Genomic DNA, 20701 nt, shown 5'->3' with positions numbered 1-20701 from the left:
CGAGCTGTGACAAGTCGGCCTGCGCCTACCGCAGGCCGGTGACGATGGCGTCGGTGTTCGCGCGCATCATGTCGAGGTACGTCGAACCCGGTGTCCCTGCCGCACTGAGCGATTCGGTATAGAGCGGGATGATCCGCACCTCGGCTCCGGCCTGTTCCGCGAGGACGCGAGCCAGCCGCTCCGGCTGCGACGAGTCGACGAAAACGGCGCTCACACCCGCCGATTCGACGGCTTCGACCAGCGACTGGAGATCCGCTGCGCTCGGCGCGGCCAGCGTGGTGCCACTCGGTACGACCGCGCCGATCACCCGGAAACCGAACCGGTGAGCCAGATAACCGAGGACGTGGTGGTTGGTGACCAGGTTGCGGCGCCCGACGGGGACGTCGTGGAATTCCTCGGTCATGAACCGGTCCAGTTCCCGCAGGCGTTCCCGGTACCGGTCGGCGTTGCGCGAGACGACCGACGCGTCGACCCCGCCGACATCCCGGATGACGGCAGCCTCGACCGCGTCCACCGCGGCCATCATCCGTTGCGGGTCCATCCAGAAGTGGGGATCCGGCGCGCCGACGGTGTCGCCCTCCGTGTAGCGGATCGGGTTCACCCGGTCCCCCACCGCCAGTGTCGGCACACCGTCGCCGGCGGCTGTCTGCACATGCCGGGCCACCCCCTCCTCGAGGCCGAGTCCGTTGGAGATGATCAGGCCGGCGCCGGACATCGCGGCCGCATCCCGCGCGGAGAGCGCGAACGAGTGCGGATCGGCGTTGGGCGGCATCAAGATCCGGACGGGTGCGGCGGCGCCGACCACATTCCGCACCACATCGCCGAGGATGGTGGTGGTCACGAAGACCTCGCGGCCGCCCGCCGAACCGCCGTCACCGCACGCGGTCAGCGCCGAACAGATCAGGACGAGCAGCCAGGCCAGTTGTCGTCGGGTCATCGCCCCGTCTCCACCATCAGTCCGGGCGCCACCTCGGTGCGCAGCACGCGCGCGATGCGCAGGCCGTCCGGCGTAGTCGATCTCGTAGACCTCCCGGGCCGCGGCGTTGTTCACATATGCGCGGTCGGTGTCGATCTCGATGACCGGAGCGGGTCCACCCTCGGGCAGGGGGCCGGGGAAGACTGCGACGCGGGCGATCTCTTCGCCGGTGTCGACGTCGAACTCTCCGATCGTGCCGTCGCGGTAGAGGGTGAGCGCGGTTCCGTCACCGGCGGTGTTGGCGGCGACCGCGCCGGGGGCGGGAATCACCGTCCATGACCGCTGCCTGCTGTCGAGCACCCACACGGTGTCTGCGGTGACACCGGCGAAGACGTCGGCCCGGTCCCGCTGCTCCATCCGGGCCGGCCGTTGCGCGGGCGCACCGGGCGGGAACGGGATCGTGGTGACGGCGAGTTGCCCCTCACCTCCGGTCACCCGCACCGCACCGGTCCGGCAGCCCAGCACGACCGCCCGTCGGGTCACCGAACTCCATGTGGGCGAGGAGCAATCAGTCCCGAGGTCGGTGGCGCCGTCGGCATCGACGACCTGCAGGCGCCCCGCGCCGGTGACGGCGACCAGCCCGCTGCCGTAGGGCACGGCCGCCGCCCATCCGTCACCGACGGAGAGACCGCCCGGGGGTTCGGTGGCGGCGTCACCGAGTCGATCGCGGTCGAGCAGTTCCACGCCACCCCCGGTCGTCCGCACCGCCACGACGGAGTTGCTCGCGGTGACGGATTCGACCCCCGCGTCCAGTTCGCCGACCGGTGCCGGGACGGTGGCGAAATAGTGGCTGTGGTCGCCGTGATCGAACGTCCACGTCCCGGCGTCGACGATGGTGGTTCGATCTCCGGTGCGCAGGTACGCGAAGCGGCCGTCACCGCTGATCGCCGTCACCGGTCCGAACGACCCGATCGCGGTCTCGGTCTCGTCCACGGCGTCGTAGACCGCGGTGGCACCGGATGCGGGATCGGCGAGCACCAACCGGGTGAGGGGTCCGTCGAGTTCGCGCGCCCCGTCGACGACGACCGTGTCGGCGCCACCGGCCGTCGGCTCCTCGTGGCGTGGTGCGCCACCGCCTGCGCACCCTGCCACCAGGCACGCACCGACCGCCACCGCGGATGCGCGCCGCCACCTCGTGACGAGGCGCCTCGCGGCCACCGAGGCGAAGAAGGCCAGTACGGCGACACCGGCGACGGTCGCTCCGCCCGCGGTGCCGGCGTGCCACGAGATCACCAACCCCGCCACGACGGCGGCCGATCCGACGGCGGCGGCGAGCAGCATGACGCGGGTTACCGAGCGCGCCCACAACATCGCAGTCGCGGGCGGCGCGACGAGCAGGCCGAGCACGAGCAGGGTGCCGACCACGTGGAACGAGGCCACCATGGCGATCGCCACCAGCACCGTCAGCGCGGGTACGGCCAGGCCAGGGCGAAGGCCGAGCGTCGCGGCCTTGCGGGGATCGAACGTGACGGCCATGAATGCCCGGTGGCCGACGACCACGGCGGCGAAGGTCAGCAGGAGGGCGATGGACAGCACCGCCAGGTCGCCGGTGCGCACCGCCAGCACGTCCCCGAACAGGAAACCGGTCAGATCGACGGCGAAACTCTGCGAACGCGAGACGATCACCACGCCGAGCGCCAACATGCCGACCAGCAGCAGACCGACCGCCGTGTCCGACCCGAGCCGCGATGACCGGCCCACCGCGGCGACCCCGACGGCCATCGCCACCGCCGCCACGAGCCCGCCGAGCATCAGGTTCCCTCCGACCAGGGCCGCCAGCGCGATGCCCGGCAACATCCCGTGCGCCATGGCGTCACCGAGGAACACATTGCCCCGCAACAAGACCCAGCATCCGACGAGGGCGCACACGCATGCCGCGAGCACGCCCGCGGCCATCGCGCGCAGGACGACCTCGACCTCGAACGGTTCGGTCAACCAGTCGGTCATGGCGTAGAGTTCTATCAGTAATGAAAACCATTATCAACAAGGCGACTGGCCGACCGTCGCCCATCACCCTCATCGACGTCGACTTCGGGTATCCGGGGGCCGCGGTCTTCCGGGGTCTGAACCTGTCCGTGTGTCCCGCCGCCCTGACCGCGGTAACCGGGCCCAACGGGTCCGGGAAGTCGACGCTGCTGGGCCTGCTCGCCGGCATCCTGCGCCCGGCCGGCGGCACCGTCGAGATCGCCGCGGCGAACGTCGCGTTCGCGGTCCAGCGCAGCTTGGTCACCGACGCCTTCCCGATCACCGCCGCAGAAGCGGTGATGATGGGTCGGTGGCGTCGGCTCGGCCTGATGCGTCGTCCCTCCCGCGCCGATCGCGCCGTGGTCGAGCAGTGGTTGGCGGAACTCGGACTCGACGACGTGAGAAACCACAGCCTCGGCGAACTCTCGGGCGGACAACGGCAACGGGTCCTGCTGGCACAGGCTTTCGCGCAGCAGGCGCCGCTGCTGCTGCTCGACGAGCCGACCACCGGTCTCGATCCCGCTGCGAGCGCCCTCGTGATCGAGCACCTTCGGCGGTTCGCCGACAGCGGAACCACGGTGGTGGCCGCGACGCACGACATCGGGCTGATCGGGGCCGCTCACCACCGCATCACGCTTGCGGACCAGTCACCCCATTAAGCTGACCTCGTGGCAGACCTGTCCGTCGACCTCAACGCCGACCTCGGCGAGGGATACGGGGTGTGGACGCTCGGCGACGACGACGCGATGCTGGACATCGTCACCTCGGCCAACGTGGCCTGCGGCTTCCACGCCGGCGACCCGGCGAGGCTGGTCCGCGTGTGCCGGGCGGCCGCCGCCCGCGGCGTGCGCATCGGCGCACAGGTCAGCTACCGCGACCTCGAGGGCTTCGGCAGGCGTTTCATCGACGCGGCCGCCGAGGAGTTGGCCGCCGACGTGATGTACCAGATCGGCGCGCTCTCGGCGCTGGCCACCGCCGCGGGCACCACCGTCTCCTACGTCAAACCCCATGGCGCTCTGTACAACGCGATCGTCACCCACCGCGATCAGGCGCGCGCGGTCGCCACCGCAGTGCATGCGGTGGACCCCGGCCTGCTGGTTCTGGGGCTGCCGGGTTCGGCGTTCTTGGACGAGGCGCGCGAATTGGGGCTGCAGACGGTGGCCGAGGCGTTCGCCGACCGCGCCTACCACCCCGACGGGCAACTGGTGTCGCGGCGAGAGCCCGGCGCGGTGGTCCACGATCTCGACGAGGTCGCCGAGCGCGTGATCTCGATGGTGACGGCCGGCCGCGTCACCGCGATCGACGGCTCGACGGTCGAAATAGCGGTGAAATCGATTTGCGTGCACGGGGATTCGCCCGGTGCGGTGCACATCGCCGCCGCGGTGCGCGACCGGCTGACCGCCGAGGGCGTCACCCTCGCCCCGTTCAGCTGACGCCGGCCTGTCTGTTGGCGCCGCGCACGACGCTGTCGATGAGTCCAGGGATGGCGGCGTCCACCTCGTCGCGCCGCAGCCGCTGATGGATCAGACCGTCGATCACCAACCGCTCGGTCACTCCGGCCTCCCGCAGGATCCGGAAATGATGGGTGGCCGTCGACTTGTTGATGCCGTCGTAGAGTGCACCGCACTGCACGGGTGCGCCCGCGTTGTACAACCGCCTGACGACCTCGAGACGCACCGGGTCGTGCAGCGCGCCGAGCACCTGCTGCACCGGTCCGACGGGAACGGCGGTCGCCGTGCCGTCCGTCATCAGAGTGTCCTTCACCACGCCGGTTTGATCATCGTCCAACCGAGCGTACCCTCGATCAGGTTCGATGTCCGTCAAACCCGAAGGTGACCGATGGTGGCGTTCGACCGTTCGATCGGCGACGATACGCAGCGCTGGGCCTACCCGTTGCTGCTCGTCCTGAGCGGAGTCGCGCTCGGCGTATCCGGCCTGCCGGCACCGCTCTACGGCATCTACGAGACGAATTGGCACCTCTCCCCGCTGGCCACCACGATCATCTTCGCGGTGTACGCCGTCGCGGCCCTCGGCGCCGTGTTGGTGTCCGGCAAGATCTCCGACGTCGTGGGCCGCAAGCCGGTGCTCATCGTCGCGCTGGCGGCCCTGGTGGTCGGCCTCGGGGTGTTCCTGATCGCCGACAACATGGCCTCACTGCTGCTGGCGCGGGCCATCCACGGGGCAGCGGTCGGCTCGATCGTCGTCGCCGGGGCCGCCGCACTGCTGGACCTGCGACCCCACCACGGCGTGCGCTCCGGTCAGCTCAGCGGCGTGAGCTTCAACATCGGGATGACCGTCGCAATACTCGGATCGGCGCTGCTGGCCCAGTACGCACCGCATCCGCTGCGTACGCCGTATGCCGTCGTCGCGGTGGTCTGCCTACTCGTCGGCGCCGGACTGCTGGCGCTGCGCGAACCGCACAGCGCACGCACGCGGGGGCGCATCCGTATCGCCAAACCGGCTGTGCCGCAGGAGATCAAGGGCGACTTCTGGTTCTCGGCGCTGGGCGCCATGGCGTCGTGGTCGGTGCTGGGTGTGCTGCTGTCGCTGTATCCCTCGCTGGCGGCCAGGCAGACCCACATCGACAACCTGGTCTTCGGCGGCGCGGTCGTCGGGACCACGGCGTTCGCGGCCGCGCTCGCACAGCTCGCGGCCACGCGGGTGCCCGCCCGCCGGGCCGCGATGGTCGGCGACATCGGCATGGCCGCCTCACTGCTGCTCACCATCCCGGTGCTGCTGAGTCATCAATGGCCGCTGGTGTTCGTGGCGGCGACACTGCTCGGCGCGACGTTCGGACTCGGATTCGGCGGCTCGCTGCGCCACCTTTCGAACGTCGTCCCCGCGGCCAGACGGGGTGAGACCATGTCGGCCTTCTACCTTGCGGCGTACACCGCGATGGCGGTGCCCACGCTGGTGGCCGGCTGGGCGGCGACGACCTGGGAACTCGCCGTGGTGTTCCCGTGGTTCGCGGTCGTGGTGGCCACCGCCTGTCTGGCCGCGGCCGTCGCGGGCATGCGCAGTGCCAAACCCGCTGCAGCCGAGACCTACTGACGCCGCTCGACGAAAGGCAGAAGCGCCATCTCCCTGGCATTGCGGATCGCGACGGCAGCCTGTCGCTGCTGCTGGGGCGTCAAGCCGGTCACCCGTCGGGACCGGATCTTGCCCCGCTCCGAGATGAAGGTCCGCAGCAGCGCCGTGTCCTTGTAATCGATCGTCGTCACGCCTCGCGCCGTCAGCGGGTTGCGCTTCTGCTTCACCGGCTCCTTGAGCGGCGCCCTACGCTTGGGCGCCTTCTTCTTCGCCATCTCTCTCACCAACTCGACTTCCGGATCCCGGGCAGCTCACCGCGGTGCGCCATTTCGCGCATCCGCACACGGGACAGGCCGAACTTGCGCAGATGCCCGCGCGGACGGCCGTCGACCGAGTCCCGGTTGCGCAGGCGCACCGGGCTCGAGTCACGCGGAAGCCGTTGCAGTGCAGACATCGCGGCCGCCTTCTCGCCCGTGGACGCCGACGGTCTGCGGATGATCTCCTTGAGCTCGGCACGGCGTTCGGCGTGGCGCGCCACCAGGATTCGGCGGTGCTCGTTGCGGGCGATCTTCGCTTTGGTCGCCATCAGCGCTCCTCCCGGAAGTCGACGTGGCGGCGCACCACCGGGTCGTACTTCTTGAGCACCAGACGGTCGGGGTCGTTGCGCCGGTTCTTGCGGGTGACGTAGGTGTACCCGGTGCCGGCTGTCGACCTGAGCTTGACGATGGCCGGATCTCGTTGCGTGCCATCAGATCTTGACCCCCTGTCGGCGTACGCGCGCGATCACCGCGTCAATGCCGTCGCGGTCGATCACCTTGATGCCCTTGGCGCTCACGCGCAGCGTGACCCGGCGCCCCTCGGACGGCACGTAATAGGTCTTGGTCTGGATGTTGGGATCCCAGCGCCGTCGCGACCGACGGTGAGAATGCGACACCCGATTGCCCAAACCGGGCGAGCGGCCGGTGACTTGGCAGTGCGCGGACATGATTTCCTCCGGTTAATGAAAATGATTTTCGACAATGCTTGGCCCGGACTGTAACGTAGGCGAGCAGTTATTGAAAATCATTCTCAATACGGGGAGGCGCGATGCGTACTCCGGTGATCATCGTTGCCGGACAGGGTCAGTCGAACGCAGTGGGTGACGTCTTGATGAGCGCACCCGGCACCGTGGTGGTCAGCCACCGGTTCGACGGGCAGGTGGTGGTCCGCACGGTCACCACTCACCGCCACGAACGGTTGCTCATCTCGGAGTGGCCGCTGGAGCTCATGAAGGGCTGCGTGGGCTGCACCACCCGCAACGATCTGCTTGTCTTGCTGCGGAATCTGCATCGCCGGGAGGACGTCACCCGTATCGTCGTGCAGCTCGCCCCCTGGCTCGAACCCGAACCCGTCTGCTGGGCGATCGAGAACATCGCCGTCCACGTGGGGCCCGGCCACGTCGACGGTCCGGCGAGCCGTGACGTGGCGATCGAGGCCGTGGTGACAACCGTGGACGCCGCCGTCTGGCTGGCCCAGGCGCTCGGCGACGACGACCTCGACGACAACCGCACGGTCGCGCAGGTCGTCGTGAGTCAGGCCGAGTTCGCGGACGTGCTGGTGCTCACCGAACCGGATCGCAGGACTCTGGCCGTGCTGCGCCGGCTGGCGCCGCGCGCACGGATCACCGTCGGCACCGACCAGCTCACCACCGCCGTGCGCAATCTCGAACCCGATGCGCGCCGCGGTCGCAGCCACAGTCCGCACGATGCTCTGCTGGCCGGCGAACCGCCGCTGCGCCCCGAAGGGGACGTGGCCATCGTCGAGTTCAACGCACGCAGGCCGTTTCACCCACACCGGCTCCACCAGGCGATCGACCATCTACTCGACGGGGTGGTGCGCATACGCGGCCGAGCGTGGCTGGCGAGCCGGCCCGATGCGGTCGTATGGATCGAATCGGCCGGTGGCGGTCTGCATGTCGGACATGCCGGTGAATGGCTGGCGGCGATGAGCCCGAACCAACGGGCGTACGCCGCACCGGAGCGCGCCGCACTCGCCGCGCTGCACTGGGACGAGCGCTTCGGCGACCGTCACATCGCCATGACCGTCTTGGTGTGCGGCGCCGAACCGCAGACCGTGCGCCGCGCACTGTCGCGTGCGCTGCTGACCGACGACGAGCTGGCCCGGCCCGAGTCGTGGACGGATTTCGAGGACCCGTTCGGTGACTGGCACGAGGATCCGTGCGACGAGCTCGACGAGTCGGCGGCCACGGCTTCGGAACGAGGAGAGGGAGATCGACGATGAAACGCGGAATCCACCCCGACTACCACCCGGTGGTCTTTCAGGACGCGCTGACCGGTGACGCCTTCCTCACCCGGTCTACGATCACCAGCTCGCGCACCATCGAGTGGGAGACTCCGGACGGAATCCGCACCTTCCCCCTTGTCGTGGTCGACGTGACCGCGGCCTCGCACCCGTTCTGGACCGGCTCGCGCCGCACCCTCGACAGCGCGGGCCAGGTGGAGAAGTTCAACCGTCGGTACGGCGAGCGCCCCTGACCGGTGCGCCTACAGTTGGGCGCATGCGCCTGCGTGCGGGACGGCCCGATCTGCGGGGCCACGTGCAGCGATTCGACGTCCCCGCCGCCGCGCCGGAGGCCCCGCTCACCGTCACGTGGGCCGGCGTCACCACGCTGTTGATCGACGACGGCTCGTCGGCGGTCATGACCGACGGCTTCTTCTCCCGTCCCGGCCTGGCGACGGTCGGGCTGCGCCGCATCACCCCGTCCGCACCACGGGTGGACGGCTGCCTCGCCAGGCTGCGGGTCGACCGGCTCGACGCCGTGCTGCCGGTACACACCCACTTCGACCACGCGCTCGACTCGGCCCTGGTCGCCGAGCGCACCGGCGCGACACTGATCGGCGGGGCATCGGCCGCACAGCTCGGACTCGGCCACGGACTGCCCGAAAGCCGCGTCCGCACAGTCCGATCCGGTGACACCCTCACCGTCGGCGCCTACGATCTGACACTCGTCGAATCCGGGCACTGTCCACCGGACCGTTTCCCCGGTGCCATCACCGCACCCGTGACACCGCCGGCCAGGGCGTCCGCCTACCGGTGCGGTGAGGCCTGGTCGGTGCTCGTCCGGCACCGGCCGTCCGCGCGCACCCTGCTCATCGTCGGCAGCGCCGGCTTCGTCCCGGAAGCGCTGCGCGGCAGCCACGCCGACGTGGTCTACCTCGGTGTCGGGCAACTCGGGCGGCAGCCGGAGACCTATCTGCGCGACTACTGGGACGAGACCGTGCGCGCGGTCGGCGCCCGCCGGGTGGTGCTGATCCACTGGGACGACTTCTTCCGGCCGCTGCACCAACCGCTGCGCGCCCTGCCGTACGTGGCCGACGACCTCGACGCCACGATGCGCGTCCTGACCCCGCTGGCCGACTCGGACGGCATCCCGCTGCACCTGCCGTCGCTGTGGCAGCGCGCCGACCCGTGGGCCTGACGGGAGTTCCGCGTTGGTCCTCGCGTTGGTGCTGCTTGCCGTCGTGCTCACATTTGCGCTCGTACGCCCACGTGGCTGGCCCGAGGCCGTCGCAGCCGTTCCGGCCGCCGGCCTGCTGATCGCCACGGGCACGGTCTCCGTCGACGACGCCGTGGCCGAGATCGCCCGGCTGGCACCGGTCGTCGGGTTCCTCGCGGCGGTGCTGGTGCTGGCGCAGCTGTGCGACGACGCCGGGCTGTTCCACGCGGCCGGGGTGTGGATGGCCCGCTCTGGTGCGGGCGATCCCCGCCGACTGCTCGGCGTGGTGTTCGTCATCGCCACCGGCACCACCGCGATCCTCAGCCTCGACGCGACCGTCGTCCTGCTCACCCCCGTCGTGCTGGCGACCTGCCGCACACTGTCCGTCCCGGCGGCCCCGCACGCCTACGCCACCGCACACCTGGCCAACAGCGCGTCGCTGCTGCTGCCCGTGTCGAACCTGACCAATCTGCTGGCGTTCACCGCCGCCGGGCTGTCGTTCATGCATTTTGCCGCTCTGATGACGCTTCCGTGGCTGGCCGCGGTGCTCGTCGAATACGTCGCTCTGCGGGCGGTTTTCGCGCGCGAACTCGCCGTGGCGCCGCGGCGCGACGAACCGCTGCCCGCTCCGGAGATGCCGGTGTTCGTCCTCGTCGTGCTCGCCCTGACGCTGGCCGGTTTCGCGGTGACGAGTCTGTTCGACGTATCGCCGGCCTGGGCCGCTCTCGCCGGCGCCGTGGTGCTCGGTGTCCGCGGGCTGGTACAGCGCCGCAGCACGGTGACGGGCATTCTGCGGTCGGCCAACGTGCCGTTCCTGACGTTCGTGCTGTGCCTGGGCGTGGTGGTCGAGGCGGTGACGCGCAACGGTCTGGACGAGGCGCTGGGATCGATGATCCCCGACGGCGACAGCTTCGCCGCTTTGCTGGGTGTCGCGGCCGTGGCGGCGGTGCTGTCGAACCTGGTCAACAACCTGCCCGCGGTGCTCGTGCTGCTGCCGCTGGTCGCGGTGGCCGGGCCTGCGGCGGTGCTGGCGGTGCTGATCGGCGTCAACTTGGGACCCAACCTCACCTATGTGGGCTCTTTGGCGAACCTGTTGTGGCGCAACGTCACCCATCGGTCCGACGTGCCCACCGGCGTGATCCGCTTCAGTGTGGTCGGGCTGTGCACGGTACCGCTGACGCTGGTGCTCGCGGTGTCGGGACTCTGGGTCGGGCTGCGGCTCTTCGGGGTGTAAGCGCCCCCCGCGAACGTTTCGAGCTCTGCGTCAGCCGCGGCGCTGGCGGGCGATCTCCGCGAGCACCACCCCGGCGGCCACCGAGGCGTTCAGCGATTCGGTCGGCCCGGCCATCGGGATCGACACCACCGCGTCGCAGTGTTCGCGGACCAGCCGCGAGAGCCCCTTGCCCTCCGACCCGACGACCACCACCACCGGACCGGTGGCGTCGAGCTCGTCGAGCGTGGTGTCACCGTCGGCGTCCAGGCCGATCACCTGCAGGCCCCCGTCGGCGAAACTCTTCAGCGTGCGGTTGAGGTTGGTGGCCCGGGCGACCGGAAGCCGCGCCGCCGCACCGGCACTCGTGCGCCACGCGACCGCCGTCACCGATGCGGAGCGGCGCTGCGGGATCAGCACCCCGTGCCCGCCGAACGCGGCCGCCGACCGCACGATCGCGCCGAGATTGCGGGGATCGGAGATGTTATCCAGCGCGACCAGCAGCGCGGGTGCGCCGTCGGCCTTCGCCGTCGCGAGCAGATCGTCGGGATGGGCATAGTCGTACGGCGGCACCTGCAGCGCCAGCCCCTGGTGCAGGGCGTTGTTGCTCATGCGGTCGAGGTCCGGACGCGGCACCTCGAGGATGGGGATCCCTGTGTCGGCGGCGATCTGCACGGCCTCGGTGACCCGCTCGTCGGCCTCGGTGCCCAACGCCACGTACAGGGCGCTGGCCGGCACCTCCGCGCGCAGGCACTCCACCACCGGGTTGCGGCCCAGCACCAGTTCGGTCTCGTCGGTCTTGCGCGCCGGACGTCGCTGCTGTTGCTTCTGCGCCCTGGCGGCCCGTTTGGCCGCCGGATGGTGCGGCCGCTCGTGGGCGGGCGGTGTCGCGCCGCGGCCTTCGAGCCCGCGTCGCCGCACCCCGCCGGAACCGACGGTCGGGCCCTTCTTGGTGCCCGCTTTGCGCACGGCGCCACGGCGTCTCGAGTTACCCGCCATCGTCAGGCATCCTTGCTGTCGCCGTCGAGCAGCGACCATTGCGGACCGTCGGCGGTGTCGGTGACCTCGATGCCGGCCTCCTTGAGCCGGTCGCGGATCTGATCGGCCGTCGCCCAGTCCTTGCGGTTGCGGGCCTCGGCCCGGCTGTCGAGCGCCCACCGGACCAACACGTCGATCGCCGCCAGCGCCGCCGACGTCTCGTCGCGCGACTCCCACCGTTCGTCAAGCGGGTCGCAACCGAGGATGCCCATCATGGCGCGGATCGAGCGGGCCTGCGTCATCGCCGTCTCGTGGTCGCCGGAGTCCAGCGCCCGGTTGCCCACGGCGCGCGCGGCGTGCACCTCGGCGAGCGCGATCGGCACCGACAGGTCGTCGTCCAATGCGGCGGCGAACTTCGGCGTCCACTCACCGGGCACCACGGTGCCCACCCGGGTGCGTACGCGGTGCAGGAAGTCCTCGACCCCGGCGTAGGCCTTCACCGCATCCTGCAGTGCGGTCTCGGAGAACTCGAGCATCGACCGGTAGTGCGCGCTGCCAAGGTAGTAGCGCAGTTCCGCGGCCCGAACACGTTGCAGCACAGCCGGAATCGAGAGCACGTTGCCGAGCGACTTGCTCATCTTCTCGCCGCCCATGGTGACCCAGCCGTTGTGCAGCCAGAAAGCGGCGAAGCCGTCACCCGCGGCTTCGGCCTGGGCGATCTCGTTCTCGTGGTGCGGGAACACCAGATCCATTCCGCCGGCGTGGATGTCGAACTCCGCGCCGAGATACGCCTCGCACATCGCGACGCATTCGGTGTGCCAGCCCGGCCGGCCCCGGCCCCACGGGGTGGGCCACGAGGGCTCACCCGGTTTGGCGCCCTTCCACAGCGTGAAGTCGCGCTGGTCGCGCTTCCCGGTCGCGACGCCCTCACCCTGGTGCACGTCGTCGATGCGGTGCCCGGAGAGCTTGCCGTAGTCGGGCAGCGTCGACACGTCGAAGTAGACGTCCCCGTCGCCGGTGTAGGCGTGTCCGCGCTCGATCAGCCGCTCGATCAACTCGACCATCTCGGTGATGTGCCCGGTCGCGCGCGGCTCGGCCGACGGCGGCAGGACGCCGAGTGCGTCGTAGGCGGCGGTGAACGCGCGCTCGTAGGTGGCGGCCCACTCCCACCACGGGCGTCCGGCGTCGGCGGCCTTGTTGAGGATCTTGTCGTCGATGTCGGTGACGTTGCGGATGAAAGCGACGTCGAAACCCTTGGCGGTCAGCCAGCGCCGCAGGACGTCGAACGCGACACCGCTGCGGACGTGCCCGATGTGCGGGAGGCCCTGCACGGTGGCCCCGCACAGGTAGATGGACACATGCCCGGGGCGCAGCGGCACGAAATCGCGCACGGCACCCGCCATGGTGTCGTAGAGACGCAGGCCCGTCGGCGATGTCGCCGACCGGCCGGCTTCAGCGCGATCGGTCACGACGTGCCAGCTTACCGGCCGATATGCCGTTATCCCTCATCGACCACGAGAGCGGTGGCGATCGCGGCCAAACCCTCACCCCGGCCCGTCAACCCCAGCCCGTCGGTCGTCGTCGCCGAAACCGACACCGAGGCGCCGATCAGCCCGGACAACACGTCCTGCGCTTCGGCCCGCCGGGGTCCGACCTTCGGCCGGTTCCCGATCACCTGGACGGCCGCATTGCCCACCCGCACACCGGCTTCCCGCAACAGTTCCCGGACGTGGCGCAGCATGTCGGCGCCGCTGACGCCCTCCCACTCGGGCCGCCCGGTGCCGAAGACCTCGCCGAGATCGCCGAGCCCGGCCGCGGACAGCAGCGCATCGCAGAGCGCGTGGGCGGCGACGTCACCGTCGGAATGCCCCGCGCACCCGTCGGCGCCGTCGAACCGCAGGCCCAACAGCCAGCAGGGCCGTCCGACCTCGATCGGGTGCACATCGGTGCCCACGCCAACGCGCGGCAGGCTCACTGCCGGCCCGCCAGGATCGCCTCGGCCAGGACGAGATCGAGCGGTGTGGTGATCTTGAACGCCAGGGGGTCACCGTCGACGACCTGGACCTGCACACCGGCCTGCTCGACCATCGACGCGTCGTCGGTGAAACCGCCGTCACCCGCCCGCGCATACGCGCGGCGCAACACATCGATGCGGAAACCCTGCGGGGTCTGAACCGCACGCAACCCCGCCCGCTCGGGTGTGCCGAGCACCGCGCCGTTGGCGTCCACGGCCTTGATGGTGTCGGCCACCGGGAGTGCCGGTACCACCGCACTGTGCCCCGATTCGAGCGCACGGACGACACGGACCACCAGAGACGGTGGTGTGAGAGCGCGCGCGGCGTCGTGGACGAGCACGTAGTCTGCATCGCCGACGGCGGCGAGCGCGATGCTCACCGATTCGGTGCGGTCGGCACCGCCCGCCACGATGACGGCCTCACCGCCGAAGACGAGTTTCGCTTCGTCGGTGCGGCTCGGCGGGACGGCGACCACGATGCTGTCGACGACACCGGAATCCCGCAGCCCGGTGATGGCGCGTTCGAGCATCGGCCGCCCGGCGAGATTCACGAACGCTTTGGGCGCCCCGGCCGCGAGCCGTTGTCCGGATCCCGCGGCCGGAACGACGGCCACTGTGGTCATCGCGCGTCAGGACGCGGCGGCAAGTGCCTCATCGAGGATGATGGTGGCCTTCTCGTCGTCGGTGTTCTCGGCGAGCGCCAGCTCACCGACGAGGATCTGCCGGGCCTTGGCCAGCATGCGCTTCTCACCTGCGGACAGGCCGCGCTCCTGATCCCGGCGCCACAGGTCGCGCACGACCTCGGCGACCTTGTTCACGTCGCCGGATGCCAGCTTCTCCAGATTCGCCTTGTAACGGCGTGACCAGTTCGTCGGCTCCTCGGTGTGCGGCGCACGCAGCACCTGGAAGACCTTGTCCAGACCCTCCTGGCCGACAACGTCGCGCACCCCGACATATTCGGCGTTGTCAGCGGGTACTCGAACAGTGAGATCGCCCTGGGCGACCTTGAGGACGAGGTACTCCTTCTGCTCGCCCTTGATGGTTCGGGTTTCGATCGCTTCGATCAACGCAGCACCGTGGTGTGGATAAACAACGGTGTCTCCGACCTTGAAAATCATCAGTTTCGAGCCCCTTTCACGTGTCCATGTTAACACGGGCCGCCGACACGTGCGGAACAACTGTGCAGGTCAGGGGCACAACCGGTGAAGATCAGGACTTGACAGGGTGTGGTTTTCGTGCAACGCGCCAGCAATCGAGAACGTCGTTACCACCCCGGGTCGGGCGCCGGTGTACGTGCCGCGCAACACCGTTGGAGTGTGCGCCGGCTCCCGCCGCACAGCCCGCCGTGGTCACCGCCGACCCTCACCTACTACTCTGCATAGTCGAACTGTGAACGACAGCTGGGCGACCCTCTTCAGGAGGCTTGAGTGAACCGCATCCATCCGCGCGCTTCTGCCGTCACCGCCGGGCTGGCCGCCTGCGGGCTGGCACTCGGCCTCACGGCCTGCGGTGCCGGCCAGATCTCCCAGACCGCGACCCAGGCGCCCGCCGTCAACGGCGTCAACGCGGGGACCGGGGACATCTCGCTGCGCAACGTCCACCTGCGCGCGCCGCAGACCTCGGACTACGTCCGTCCGGGCAGCGAGGTCGAACTGCTCTTCGTCGCCACCAACGACTCACCCGACCAGCCCGACAAGCTGGTGTCGATCCGCTCCGACATCGGCTCGGTGCCGGTGCGCGGTAACGCGTCGATCGCGCCGAGCGGCGTGCTGGTCGCCGGCGAGCCCGACGGGCAGACCGCCGCGCTGGAGAGCGTCGAGCCGGCCGAACCGCTGACCGCCGACGTCAAGCTGACCAAGCCGATCACCAACGGGTTGACCTACCCGTTCACGTTCACGTTCCAGCGCAGCGGCGAGGTCACCGTCCAGGTCCCGATCTCCGCCGGCGAGGCACCGCGACGCGACGACAGCGGCGGCGGCTCCGACCACTCCGGCGGACACTGACCCGCAGCGCGACACGCGTCAGCCGCAGGCCGGCACCGGGCTCGATCTGTCGGGCCCGACCGATACCGTCGTCGGTGTGGCCAAGGCACGTTCGCAATACCGCTGTTCTGAGTGCCGGCATCTCACCGCCAAATGGGTCGGCCGCTGCCCGGACTGCGGCACGTGGGGAACCGTCGAGGAGGTCGCGGTCCTGGCCGCCGTCGCGGGCGCACCCGCCCGCCGCGCCGTGGCTCCCACCTCCCCCGCCGTGCCGATCAGCAGCATCGACCCGGGCCGGACCCGACACGACGAGACGGGGATCAGCGAACTCGACCGCGTCCTCGGCGGCGGGCTGGTACCCGGTTCGGTGACCCTGCTCGCCGGCGATCCGGGCGTCGGCAAGTCGACCCTGCTCCTCGAGGTCGCACACCGCTGGGCCGTCTCCGGGCGGCGGGCGCTGTACCTGACCGGTGAGGAGTCCGCCGGGCAGGTGCGGTTGCGGGCCGAGCGCACCGGCTGCGCCCACGACGAGCTGTACCTGGCCGCCGAATCGGATCTGCCCACCGCACTCGGCCACATCGACGCCGTGCAGCCGAGCCTCGTCGTCGTCGACTCGGTGCAGACCATGTCCACCAGCGACAACGACGGCGTCACCGGCGGCGTCACCCAGGTACGGGCCGTCACCACCGCGCTCACCCAGTACGCCAAGGGCGCCGCGGGCCCCGGCGGCCCCGGTGGCATCGCCATGGTGCTCGTCGGCCACGTCACCAAGGACGGCGCGATCGCCGGGCCGCGGTCGCTGGAACACCTCGTCGACGTGGTGCTGCACTTCGAAGGCGACCGCAATTCGACGCTGCGGATGGTGCGCGGGGTGAAGAACCGGTTCGGCGCCGCGGACGAGGTCGGCTGTTTCCAGCTGCACGACAACGGCATCGAGTGCGTGGCCGATCCGTCCGGGCTGTTCCGCGACCAGCGGGACACCCCGGTGGCGGGTACCGCGGTGACCGTGACGCTCGACGGTAAGCGGCCGCTGATCGGCGAGGTGCAGGCACTGGTCGGTCCGCCCACCGGCCCGCACCCCCGCCGCGCCGTCAGCGGTATCGACTCGGCCCGCGCCGCGATGATCGCCGCCGTCCTCGACAAGCACGCCCGGCTTCAGGTCGGTCCGTGCGACATCTACCTGTCGACGGTCGGCGGCATGCGGTTGACCGACCCGTCGTCGGATCTCGCGGTCGCCCTCGCGATGGCCTCGGCCCGCAAGGAACGGCCGATGCCGGCCAATTCGGTGGTGATCGGCGAACTCGGTCTGGCAGGCGATCTGCGCAGGGTGACGGGCATGGACCGCCGCCTCGCCGAAGCCGCCCGGCTGGGCTTCACCACCGCCGTCGTCCCGCCCGGCACGACGGGGGTGCCGCCCAAGCTGCGGCTGCTGCCCGCCGAGAACATCGCGGCGGCGTTGCGGGTGCTGGACCGCATCGCGGACAATGGCGGCCGATGAGCGCTTGCGCGAAGAGCAGGCGGCAGCGCGCCCAGGAGGCATGATGGCCGTGAAGACCGCCAGGACGAGCGGCAACGTCGTCCAGCTGGCTCGTCCGACGCTGCGGGAGACGCTCGGCCGGCTGGCACCGGGCACGCCGCTGCGCGACGGTCTGGAGCGCATTCTGCGCGGCCGCACCGGAGCGCTGATCGTGCTGGGCTACGACGACAGCGTCGAGGCGATCTGCGACGGCGGTTTCGAACTCGACGTGCGCTACGCCCCCACCCGGTTGCGCGAGCTGTCGAAGATGGACGGCGCCGTGGTGCTCTCCAGCGACGGCACGAGGATCCTGCGGGCCAACGTCCAGCTGGTGCCCGACCCGTCCATCCCGACGGACGAGTCCGGCACACGCCACCGCTCCGCCGAGCGCACCGCGATCCAGACCGGGTATCCGGTGATCTCGGTCAGCCACTCGATGAGCATCGTGACCGTGTACGTGGCCGGTGAGCGGCACGTGGTGCCCGACACCCCGACGATCCTGTCGCGGGCCAACCAGACCATCGCCACCCTCGAGCGCTACAAGTCGCGCCTCGACGAGGTGAGCCGCCAGCTGTCGACCGCGGAGATCGAGGACTTCGTGACGCTGCGCGACGTGATGACCGTCGTGCAGCGGCTGGAGATGGTGCGGCGCATCAGCCTGGAGATCGACGCCGACGTGGTGGAACTCGGCACCGACGGCCGTCAGCTCAAACTGCAGCTCGAGGAACTCGTGGGCGACAACGACACCGCCCGCGAGCTGATCGTGCGCGACTACCACGCCAACCCCGACCCGCCGACCCCCGCACAGGTCAGCGCGACACTCGACGAACTGGATTCGCTGTCGGACAACGAACTGCTCGATTTCACCACGCTGGCAAGGGTTTTCGGGTACCCGTCCACGCTGGAGGCGCAGGATTCGGCGATGAGCTCCCGCGGCTACCGCGCGATGGCCGGCATCCCCCGCCTGCAGTTCGCCCACGTCGATCTGCTGGTGCGTTCGTTCGGCTCACTGCAGGGTCTGCTCGCCGCTAGCGCCGACGATCTGCAGTCGGTGGACGGCATCGGTTCGATGTGGGCGCGCCACATCAGGGAGGGTCTGTCGCTGCTGGCCGAATCGACGATCGCCGACCGGCTGGCCTGACGGCTCAGCCCGCGCCGGGAGCGGGAGGCTGGCCGCCGGGCGCACCGGGCGCCGGCGCCTGACCCGGCGGGGTCGAGGGCGCCAGGATGAACGGCACCGGCGACGACCGGAGATTGCCCAGCTGCACGATCAGGTTGTAGGTGCCCGCGCCGATCGGCTGACGGGGCAGCGGGCACTGCGGTGCCGAACCCATCCCCGTCCACGTGACCTCGGTGGTGACCTGCTCACCCGGGGCGAACGTCTTGACCAGCGTCTCGTTCGACGGGGCGCAGTCGAGGTTCGACCACAGGCGGGTGTTGTCGAGCGAGTACACGTACGCCGCCAGCACGGCCGCGCCCACGTCCCGCTTGCAGGCGACCAGGCCGATGTTGGTGACGACCATCGTGAACTTCGGCTGATCGCCGACGACGTACTCGGGCTGGCTGGTGATGCCCTTGACGGCGAGCGTGGAATCCGGGCAGTCGTCGCCCTCCTGCAGCACCGGCGGCGGTGCGACGGCCGCGGTGGGCGGCGGGGGGGGCGGCGGCGCCTGCTGAGGCGGCGGCACGATGGGCGTCTTGACCTCGGGGTTCTCCCCCGGCAGCGGCGTGGGCCCGGCCTCGGCGGGGGCGGCGGACTGCTTGTCGGCGTTCTTCGTCTCCGCGCCGGAACCGCCCGACACCACCATCACGACCACTGCGGCGACGATCCCGATGACCACCACCGCGATGCCCAGCGCGAGCGCTCTGCGCCGCCAATAGATCTGCGTCGGCAGCGGGCCTTGCGGTTCCAGATCCAGCACACACCAACGGTAAGGCCCGGTCAGGCGGGAACGTCCGAGGTGACCCGGCGTGTCGCGCGATGAGCGCCCACTCGACGAGCGGACCGGCTCCTACGCCTCGCCGATGTCGCCCAGGTGATGGCGCAGCTGGGCGCGGCCGTCGGCCAGGTGGTAGGTCACACCGGCGATGGCGACCTTGCCCGCTTCGATGCGCGAGGCGATCGCGGTGGACCTGTCGCGCAACTGCACCGCGGTCTCGTTGACGTGGCGCTCCTCGAATTCGTCGACCCTGGTCAGACCGTCTCGGCGGCCCAGCAGGATCGACGGGGTGACCCGCTCGACGATGTCACGCACGTACCCGCCGGGCACCACACCCTCGTCGAGCGCGGCCAGCGTGGCCTTGACCGCACCGCAGCTGTCGTGGCCGAGCACCACGACCAGCGGGACCTCGAGCACCGCCACCGCGAACTCGATCGAGCCGAGCACCGCGGAGTCGATGACGTGGCCCGCCGTGCGCACGACGAACATGTCGCCGAGACCCTGGTCGAAGATGATCTCGGCGGCCACCCGGCTGTCGCCGCAACCGAACACCACCGCGGTGGGCCGCTGCCCCTCGGCAAGGCTGGCGCGGTGGTCGATGCTCTGGCTCGGATGTTCGGGCCGACCCGCGACGAAGCGCTCGTTACCCTCCTTGAGTGCCTTCCACGCGGTCACCGGGCTGGTATTCGGCATGCCGCATATTGTGCCTGAGTGGTTGAGCGATGATCGATCCGGCCGTCCTTCTGGCGTGGTACGACCGCGAACAGCGGGATCTGCCCTGGCGTCGGCCCGGCGTGACGCCATGGCAGATCCTGGTCAGCGAGTTCATGTTGCAGCAGACGCCGGTGGCCCGCGTGGAGCCGGTCTGGCTGAGTTGGATCGCGCGCTGGCCCACCCCGTCGGCCACCGCGGCGGCCGGCGTCGCCGACGTGCTGCGCGCCTGGGGCAAGCTCGGGTATCCGCGCCGCGCGAAGCGTCTGCACGAGTGCGCGACGGTGATCGCGGCCGAACACGGTGACGAGGTGCCTTCGGACGTCGAGGTGTTGTTGACCCTTCCCGGCATCGGCGCGTACACCGCCAGAGCGGTCGCCTGCTTCGCCTACGGGCAGCGGGTGCCGGTGGTCGACACCAACGTCCGCCGGGTGGTCGCCCGCGCGGTGCACGGCCGCGCCGACAGCCCGGCGAGCCGCCGTGACCTGGACGACGTCGCGGCCCTGCTCCCGGAAGGCGCTGCGGCGCCGCGGTTCTCGGTCGCGGTCATGGAACTCGGCGCGACGGTGTGCACGGCCCGCGCGCCGCGGTGCGGACTGTGCCCGCTCGGAACCTGCACGTGGCGCGCGCTCGGGTTCCCGGCGGCGACCACACCGGCACGGAAGGTGCAGCGCTACGCCGGCACCGACCGCCAGGTGCGGGGCCGCCTGCTCGACGTGCTGCGCGGCAGTCCGTCGCCGGTCACCCGCGCCGAACTCGACGTCGTGTGGCTCACCGATCCGGCGCAGCGCGACCGCGCGCTGGATTCGCTGCTGATCGACGGGCTGGTCGAGCAGACCGCCGACGGCCGCTTCGCACTCGCGGGCGAGGGTTCGTGAACACG

23 protein-coding genes and 1 pseudogene are annotated in these 20701 nt (G+C 70.4%); 11 read left to right on the top strand and 13 right to left on the bottom strand.

Annotated features, from left to right (window positions below; all coding sequences use genetic code 11):
* Positions 1–25: 25 nt before the first annotated feature.
* On the bottom strand, positions 26–2923 hold the full coding sequence (aztC, locus tag AU195_RS26355) for a zinc ABC transporter substrate-binding protein AztC (protein WP_353612153.1): 2898 nt from the start codon (positions 2921–2923) through the stop codon (positions 26–28).
* A 20-nt stretch (positions 2924–2943) separates the two neighbouring features.
* Here aztC and aztA point away from each other — a divergent pair, with 20 nt between their 5' ends.
* Positions 2944–3600 carry a zinc ABC transporter ATP-binding protein AztA gene (aztA, locus tag AU195_RS08975; protein ID WP_059158688.1) on the top strand — a complete coding sequence of 219 codons (657 nt, stop codon included), beginning with the start codon at positions 2944–2946 and terminating at the stop codon, positions 3598–3600.
* Between the two features lie 9 nt (positions 3601–3609).
* A complete protein-coding gene (locus AU195_RS08970; RefSeq protein ID WP_059158687.1) occupies positions 3610–4374 on the top strand; it encodes a LamB/YcsF family protein in 765 nt (254 codons plus the stop codon).
* Here the strand turns inward: AU195_RS08970 and AU195_RS08965 are convergent.
* Positions 4367–4690, bottom strand: a complete 324-nt coding sequence (locus tag AU195_RS08965; protein ID WP_059158794.1) for an ArsR/SmtB family transcription factor — start codon at positions 4688–4690, stop codon at positions 4367–4369. The genes AU195_RS08970 and AU195_RS08965 overlap by 8 nt on opposite strands.
* A 90-nt stretch (positions 4691–4780) precedes the next feature.
* Here AU195_RS08965 and AU195_RS08960 point away from each other — a divergent pair, with 90 nt between their 5' ends.
* Positions 4781–5992 (top strand): MFS transporter, encoded by a 1212-nt coding sequence (locus AU195_RS08960; RefSeq protein WP_059158686.1) that lies wholly within the window; start codon positions 4781–4783, stop codon positions 5990–5992.
* Here AU195_RS08960 and rpsR read toward each other — a convergent pair.
* The 4 genes and pseudogenes from rpsR to rpmB form a co-directional block, all read right to left on the bottom strand.
* Positions 5986–6246, bottom strand: a complete 261-nt coding sequence (gene rpsR / locus AU195_RS08955) for a 30S ribosomal protein S18 (protein ID WP_059158793.1) — start codon at positions 6244–6246, stop codon at positions 5986–5988. The two genes, AU195_RS08960 and rpsR, sit on opposite strands and share 7 nt — an antisense overlap.
* A gap of 5 nt (positions 6247–6251) precedes the next feature.
* Positions 6252–6557, bottom strand: a complete 306-nt coding sequence (rpsN, locus tag AU195_RS08950) for a 30S ribosomal protein S14 (RefSeq protein WP_059158685.1) — start codon at positions 6555–6557, stop codon at positions 6252–6254.
* Positions 6557–6720, bottom strand: a pseudogene (rpmG, locus tag AU195_RS25110) (50S ribosomal protein L33). The gene rpsN and the pseudogene rpmG overlap by 1 nt, the downstream one beginning before the upstream one ends.
* Positions 6720–6956, bottom strand: a complete 237-nt coding sequence (gene rpmB / locus AU195_RS08945) for a 50S ribosomal protein L28 (protein ID WP_059158684.1) — start codon at positions 6954–6956, stop codon at positions 6720–6722. The pseudogene rpmG and the gene rpmB overlap by 1 nt, the downstream one beginning before the upstream one ends.
* Positions 6957–7057: 101 nt before the next feature.
* Here rpmB and mrf point away from each other — a divergent pair, with 101 nt between their 5' ends.
* From mrf to AU195_RS08925, 4 genes are read left to right on the top strand one after another with little or no spacing between them, the layout of a single operon-like run.
* Positions 7058–8251: a ribosome hibernation factor-recruiting GTPase MRF gene (gene mrf / locus AU195_RS08940; RefSeq protein ID WP_059158683.1), complete on the top strand. Its 1194-nt coding sequence runs from the start codon at positions 7058–7060 to the stop codon at positions 8249–8251.
* On the top strand, positions 8248–8505 hold the full coding sequence (locus AU195_RS08935) for a type B 50S ribosomal protein L31 (protein ID WP_059158682.1): 258 nt from the start codon (positions 8248–8250) through the stop codon (positions 8503–8505). Before mrf ends, AU195_RS08935 begins: the two co-directional genes overlap by 4 nt.
* Positions 8506–8528: 23 nt before the next feature.
* Positions 8529–9449: an MBL fold metallo-hydrolase gene (locus tag AU195_RS08930; protein WP_059158681.1), complete on the top strand. Its 921-nt coding sequence runs from the start codon at positions 8529–8531 to the stop codon at positions 9447–9449.
* Positions 9450–9462: 13 nt separating this feature from the next.
* Positions 9463–10701, top strand: coding sequence for an SLC13 family permease (locus tag AU195_RS08925; RefSeq protein ID WP_059158680.1), 1239 nt, complete (start codon positions 9463–9465; stop codon positions 10699–10701).
* Between the two features lie 30 nt (positions 10702–10731).
* Here AU195_RS08925 and rlmB read toward each other — a convergent pair whose 3' ends face one another.
* From rlmB to carD, 5 genes are read right to left on the bottom strand one after another with little or no spacing between them, the layout of a single operon-like run.
* Complete coding sequence (rlmB, locus tag AU195_RS08920) at positions 10732–11676, bottom strand: 23S rRNA (guanosine(2251)-2'-O)-methyltransferase RlmB (protein ID WP_059158679.1); 945 nt, start codon at positions 11674–11676, stop codon at positions 10732–10734.
* A gap of 2 nt (positions 11677–11678) precedes the next feature.
* The gene (gene cysS, locus AU195_RS08915) at positions 11679–13124 is read right to left on the bottom strand and encodes a cysteine--tRNA ligase (RefSeq protein WP_082702997.1); all 1446 of its coding nucleotides are present in this window, start codon (positions 13122–13124) and stop codon (positions 11679–11681) included.
* 29 nt (positions 13125–13153) lie between these two features.
* Positions 13154–13630: a 2-C-methyl-D-erythritol 2,4-cyclodiphosphate synthase gene (ispF, locus tag AU195_RS08910; protein ID WP_059158678.1), complete on the bottom strand. Its 477-nt coding sequence runs from the start codon at positions 13628–13630 to the stop codon at positions 13154–13156.
* Positions 13627–14292: a 2-C-methyl-D-erythritol 4-phosphate cytidylyltransferase gene (ispD, locus tag AU195_RS08905; RefSeq protein WP_059158677.1), complete on the bottom strand. Its 666-nt coding sequence runs from the start codon at positions 14290–14292 to the stop codon at positions 13627–13629. The genes ispF and ispD overlap by 4 nt, the downstream gene beginning before the upstream one ends.
* A gap of 6 nt (positions 14293–14298) precedes the next feature.
* Positions 14299–14787: an RNA polymerase-binding transcription factor CarD gene (carD, locus tag AU195_RS08900; RefSeq protein WP_059093232.1), complete on the bottom strand. Its 489-nt coding sequence runs from the start codon at positions 14785–14787 to the stop codon at positions 14299–14301.
* A 309-nt stretch (positions 14788–15096) separates the two neighbouring features.
* On the opposite strand from carD, the gene AU195_RS08895 reads away from it, so the two are divergent.
* The 3 genes from AU195_RS08895 to disA all read left to right on the top strand — a co-directional run bounded on the left by AU195_RS08895 (position 15097) and on the right by disA (position 18308).
* Positions 15097–15672, top strand: coding sequence for a copper chaperone PCu(A)C domain-containing protein (locus AU195_RS08895; RefSeq protein WP_059158676.1), 576 nt, complete (start codon positions 15097–15099; stop codon positions 15670–15672).
* 76 nt (positions 15673–15748) lie between these two features.
* Positions 15749–17149 (top strand): DNA repair protein RadA, encoded by a 1401-nt coding sequence (radA, locus tag AU195_RS08890; protein ID WP_059158675.1) that lies wholly within the window; start codon positions 15749–15751, stop codon positions 17147–17149.
* 43 nt (positions 17150–17192) lie between these two features.
* The gene (gene disA / locus AU195_RS08885) at positions 17193–18308 is read left to right on the top strand and encodes a DNA integrity scanning diadenylate cyclase DisA (RefSeq protein ID WP_059158791.1); all 1116 of its coding nucleotides are present in this window, start codon (positions 17193–17195) and stop codon (positions 18306–18308) included.
* Between the two features lie 4 nt (positions 18309–18312).
* Here the strand turns inward: disA and AU195_RS08880 are convergent, their stop codons facing one another.
* The gene (locus AU195_RS08880; RefSeq protein ID WP_059158674.1) at positions 18313–19089 is read right to left on the bottom strand and encodes a hypothetical protein; all 777 of its coding nucleotides are present in this window, start codon (positions 19087–19089) and stop codon (positions 18313–18315) included.
* Positions 19090–19179: 90 nt separating this feature from the next.
* Positions 19180–19800 (bottom strand): carbonic anhydrase, encoded by a 621-nt coding sequence (locus AU195_RS08875; protein ID WP_059158673.1) that lies wholly within the window; start codon positions 19798–19800, stop codon positions 19180–19182.
* Positions 19801–19829: 29 nt separating this feature from the next.
* Here AU195_RS08875 and AU195_RS08870 point away from each other — a divergent pair, with 29 nt between their 5' ends.
* A complete protein-coding gene (locus AU195_RS08870; protein WP_059158672.1) occupies positions 19830–20696 on the top strand; it encodes an iron-sulfur binding domain-containing protein in 867 nt (288 codons plus the stop codon).
* Positions 20697–20701 lie beyond the last annotated feature (5 nt).

Origin of the sequence: Mycobacterium sp. IS-1496, assembly GCF_001499995.1 — a bacterium.
Lineage (GTDB): Bacteria > Actinomycetota > Actinomycetes > Mycobacteriales > Mycobacteriaceae > Mycobacterium.
The sequence above is the reverse complement of the archived record's forward strand: the minus strand, read 5'-3'. Positions and strand labels throughout refer to the sequence as shown.

Bases quoted from the DNA above. Each gene is read 5' to 3' on its own strand.
- disA (WP_059158791.1), top strand. From the start codon at position 17,193: ATGGCCGTGAAGACCGCCAGGACGAGCGGCAACGTCGTCCAGCTGGCT.
- AU195_RS08935 (WP_059158682.1), top strand. From the start codon at position 8,248: ATGAAACGCGGAATCCACCCCGACTACCACCCGGTGGTCTTTCAGGAC.
- mrf (WP_059158683.1), top strand. From the start codon at position 7,058: ATGCGTACTCCGGTGATCATCGTTGCCGGACAGGGTCAGTCGAACGCA.
- aztC (WP_353612153.1), bottom strand. From the start codon at position 2,923: ATGACCGACTGGTTGACCGAACCGTTCGAGGTCGAGGTCGTCCTGCGC.
- AU195_RS08965 (WP_059158794.1), bottom strand. From the start codon at position 4,690: ATGACGGACGGCACGGCGACCGCCGTTCCCGTCGGACCGGTGCAGCAG.
- aztA (WP_059158688.1), top strand. From the start codon at position 2,944: ATGAAAACCATTATCAACAAGGCGACTGGCCGACCGTCGCCCATCACC.
- carD (WP_059093232.1), bottom strand. From the start codon at position 14,787: ATGATTTTCAAGGTCGGAGACACCGTTGTTTATCCACACCACGGTGCT.
- AU195_RS08960 (WP_059158686.1), top strand. From the start codon at position 4,781: ATGGTGGCGTTCGACCGTTCGATCGGCGACGATACGCAGCGCTGGGCC.
- rlmB (WP_059158679.1), bottom strand. From the start codon at position 11,676: ATGGCGGGTAACTCGAGACGCCGTGGCGCCGTGCGCAAAGCGGGCACC.
- rpsR (WP_059158793.1), bottom strand. From the start codon at position 6,246: ATGGCGAAGAAGAAGGCGCCCAAGCGTAGGGCGCCGCTCAAGGAGCCG.
- rpmB (WP_059158684.1), bottom strand. From the start codon at position 6,956: ATGTCCGCGCACTGCCAAGTCACCGGCCGCTCGCCCGGTTTGGGCAAT.
- AU195_RS08875 (WP_059158673.1), bottom strand. From the start codon at position 19,800: ATGCCGAATACCAGCCCGGTGACCGCGTGGAAGGCACTCAAGGAGGGT.
- AU195_RS08870 (WP_059158672.1), top strand. From the start codon at position 19,830: ATGATCGATCCGGCCGTCCTTCTGGCGTGGTACGACCGCGAACAGCGG.
- ispD (WP_059158677.1), bottom strand. From the start codon at position 14,292: ATGACCACAGTGGCCGTCGTTCCGGCCGCGGGATCCGGACAACGGCTC.
- rpsN (WP_059158685.1), bottom strand. From the start codon at position 6,557: ATGGCGACCAAAGCGAAGATCGCCCGCAACGAGCACCGCCGAATCCTG.
- AU195_RS08930 (WP_059158681.1), top strand. From the start codon at position 8,529: ATGCGCCTGCGTGCGGGACGGCCCGATCTGCGGGGCCACGTGCAGCGA.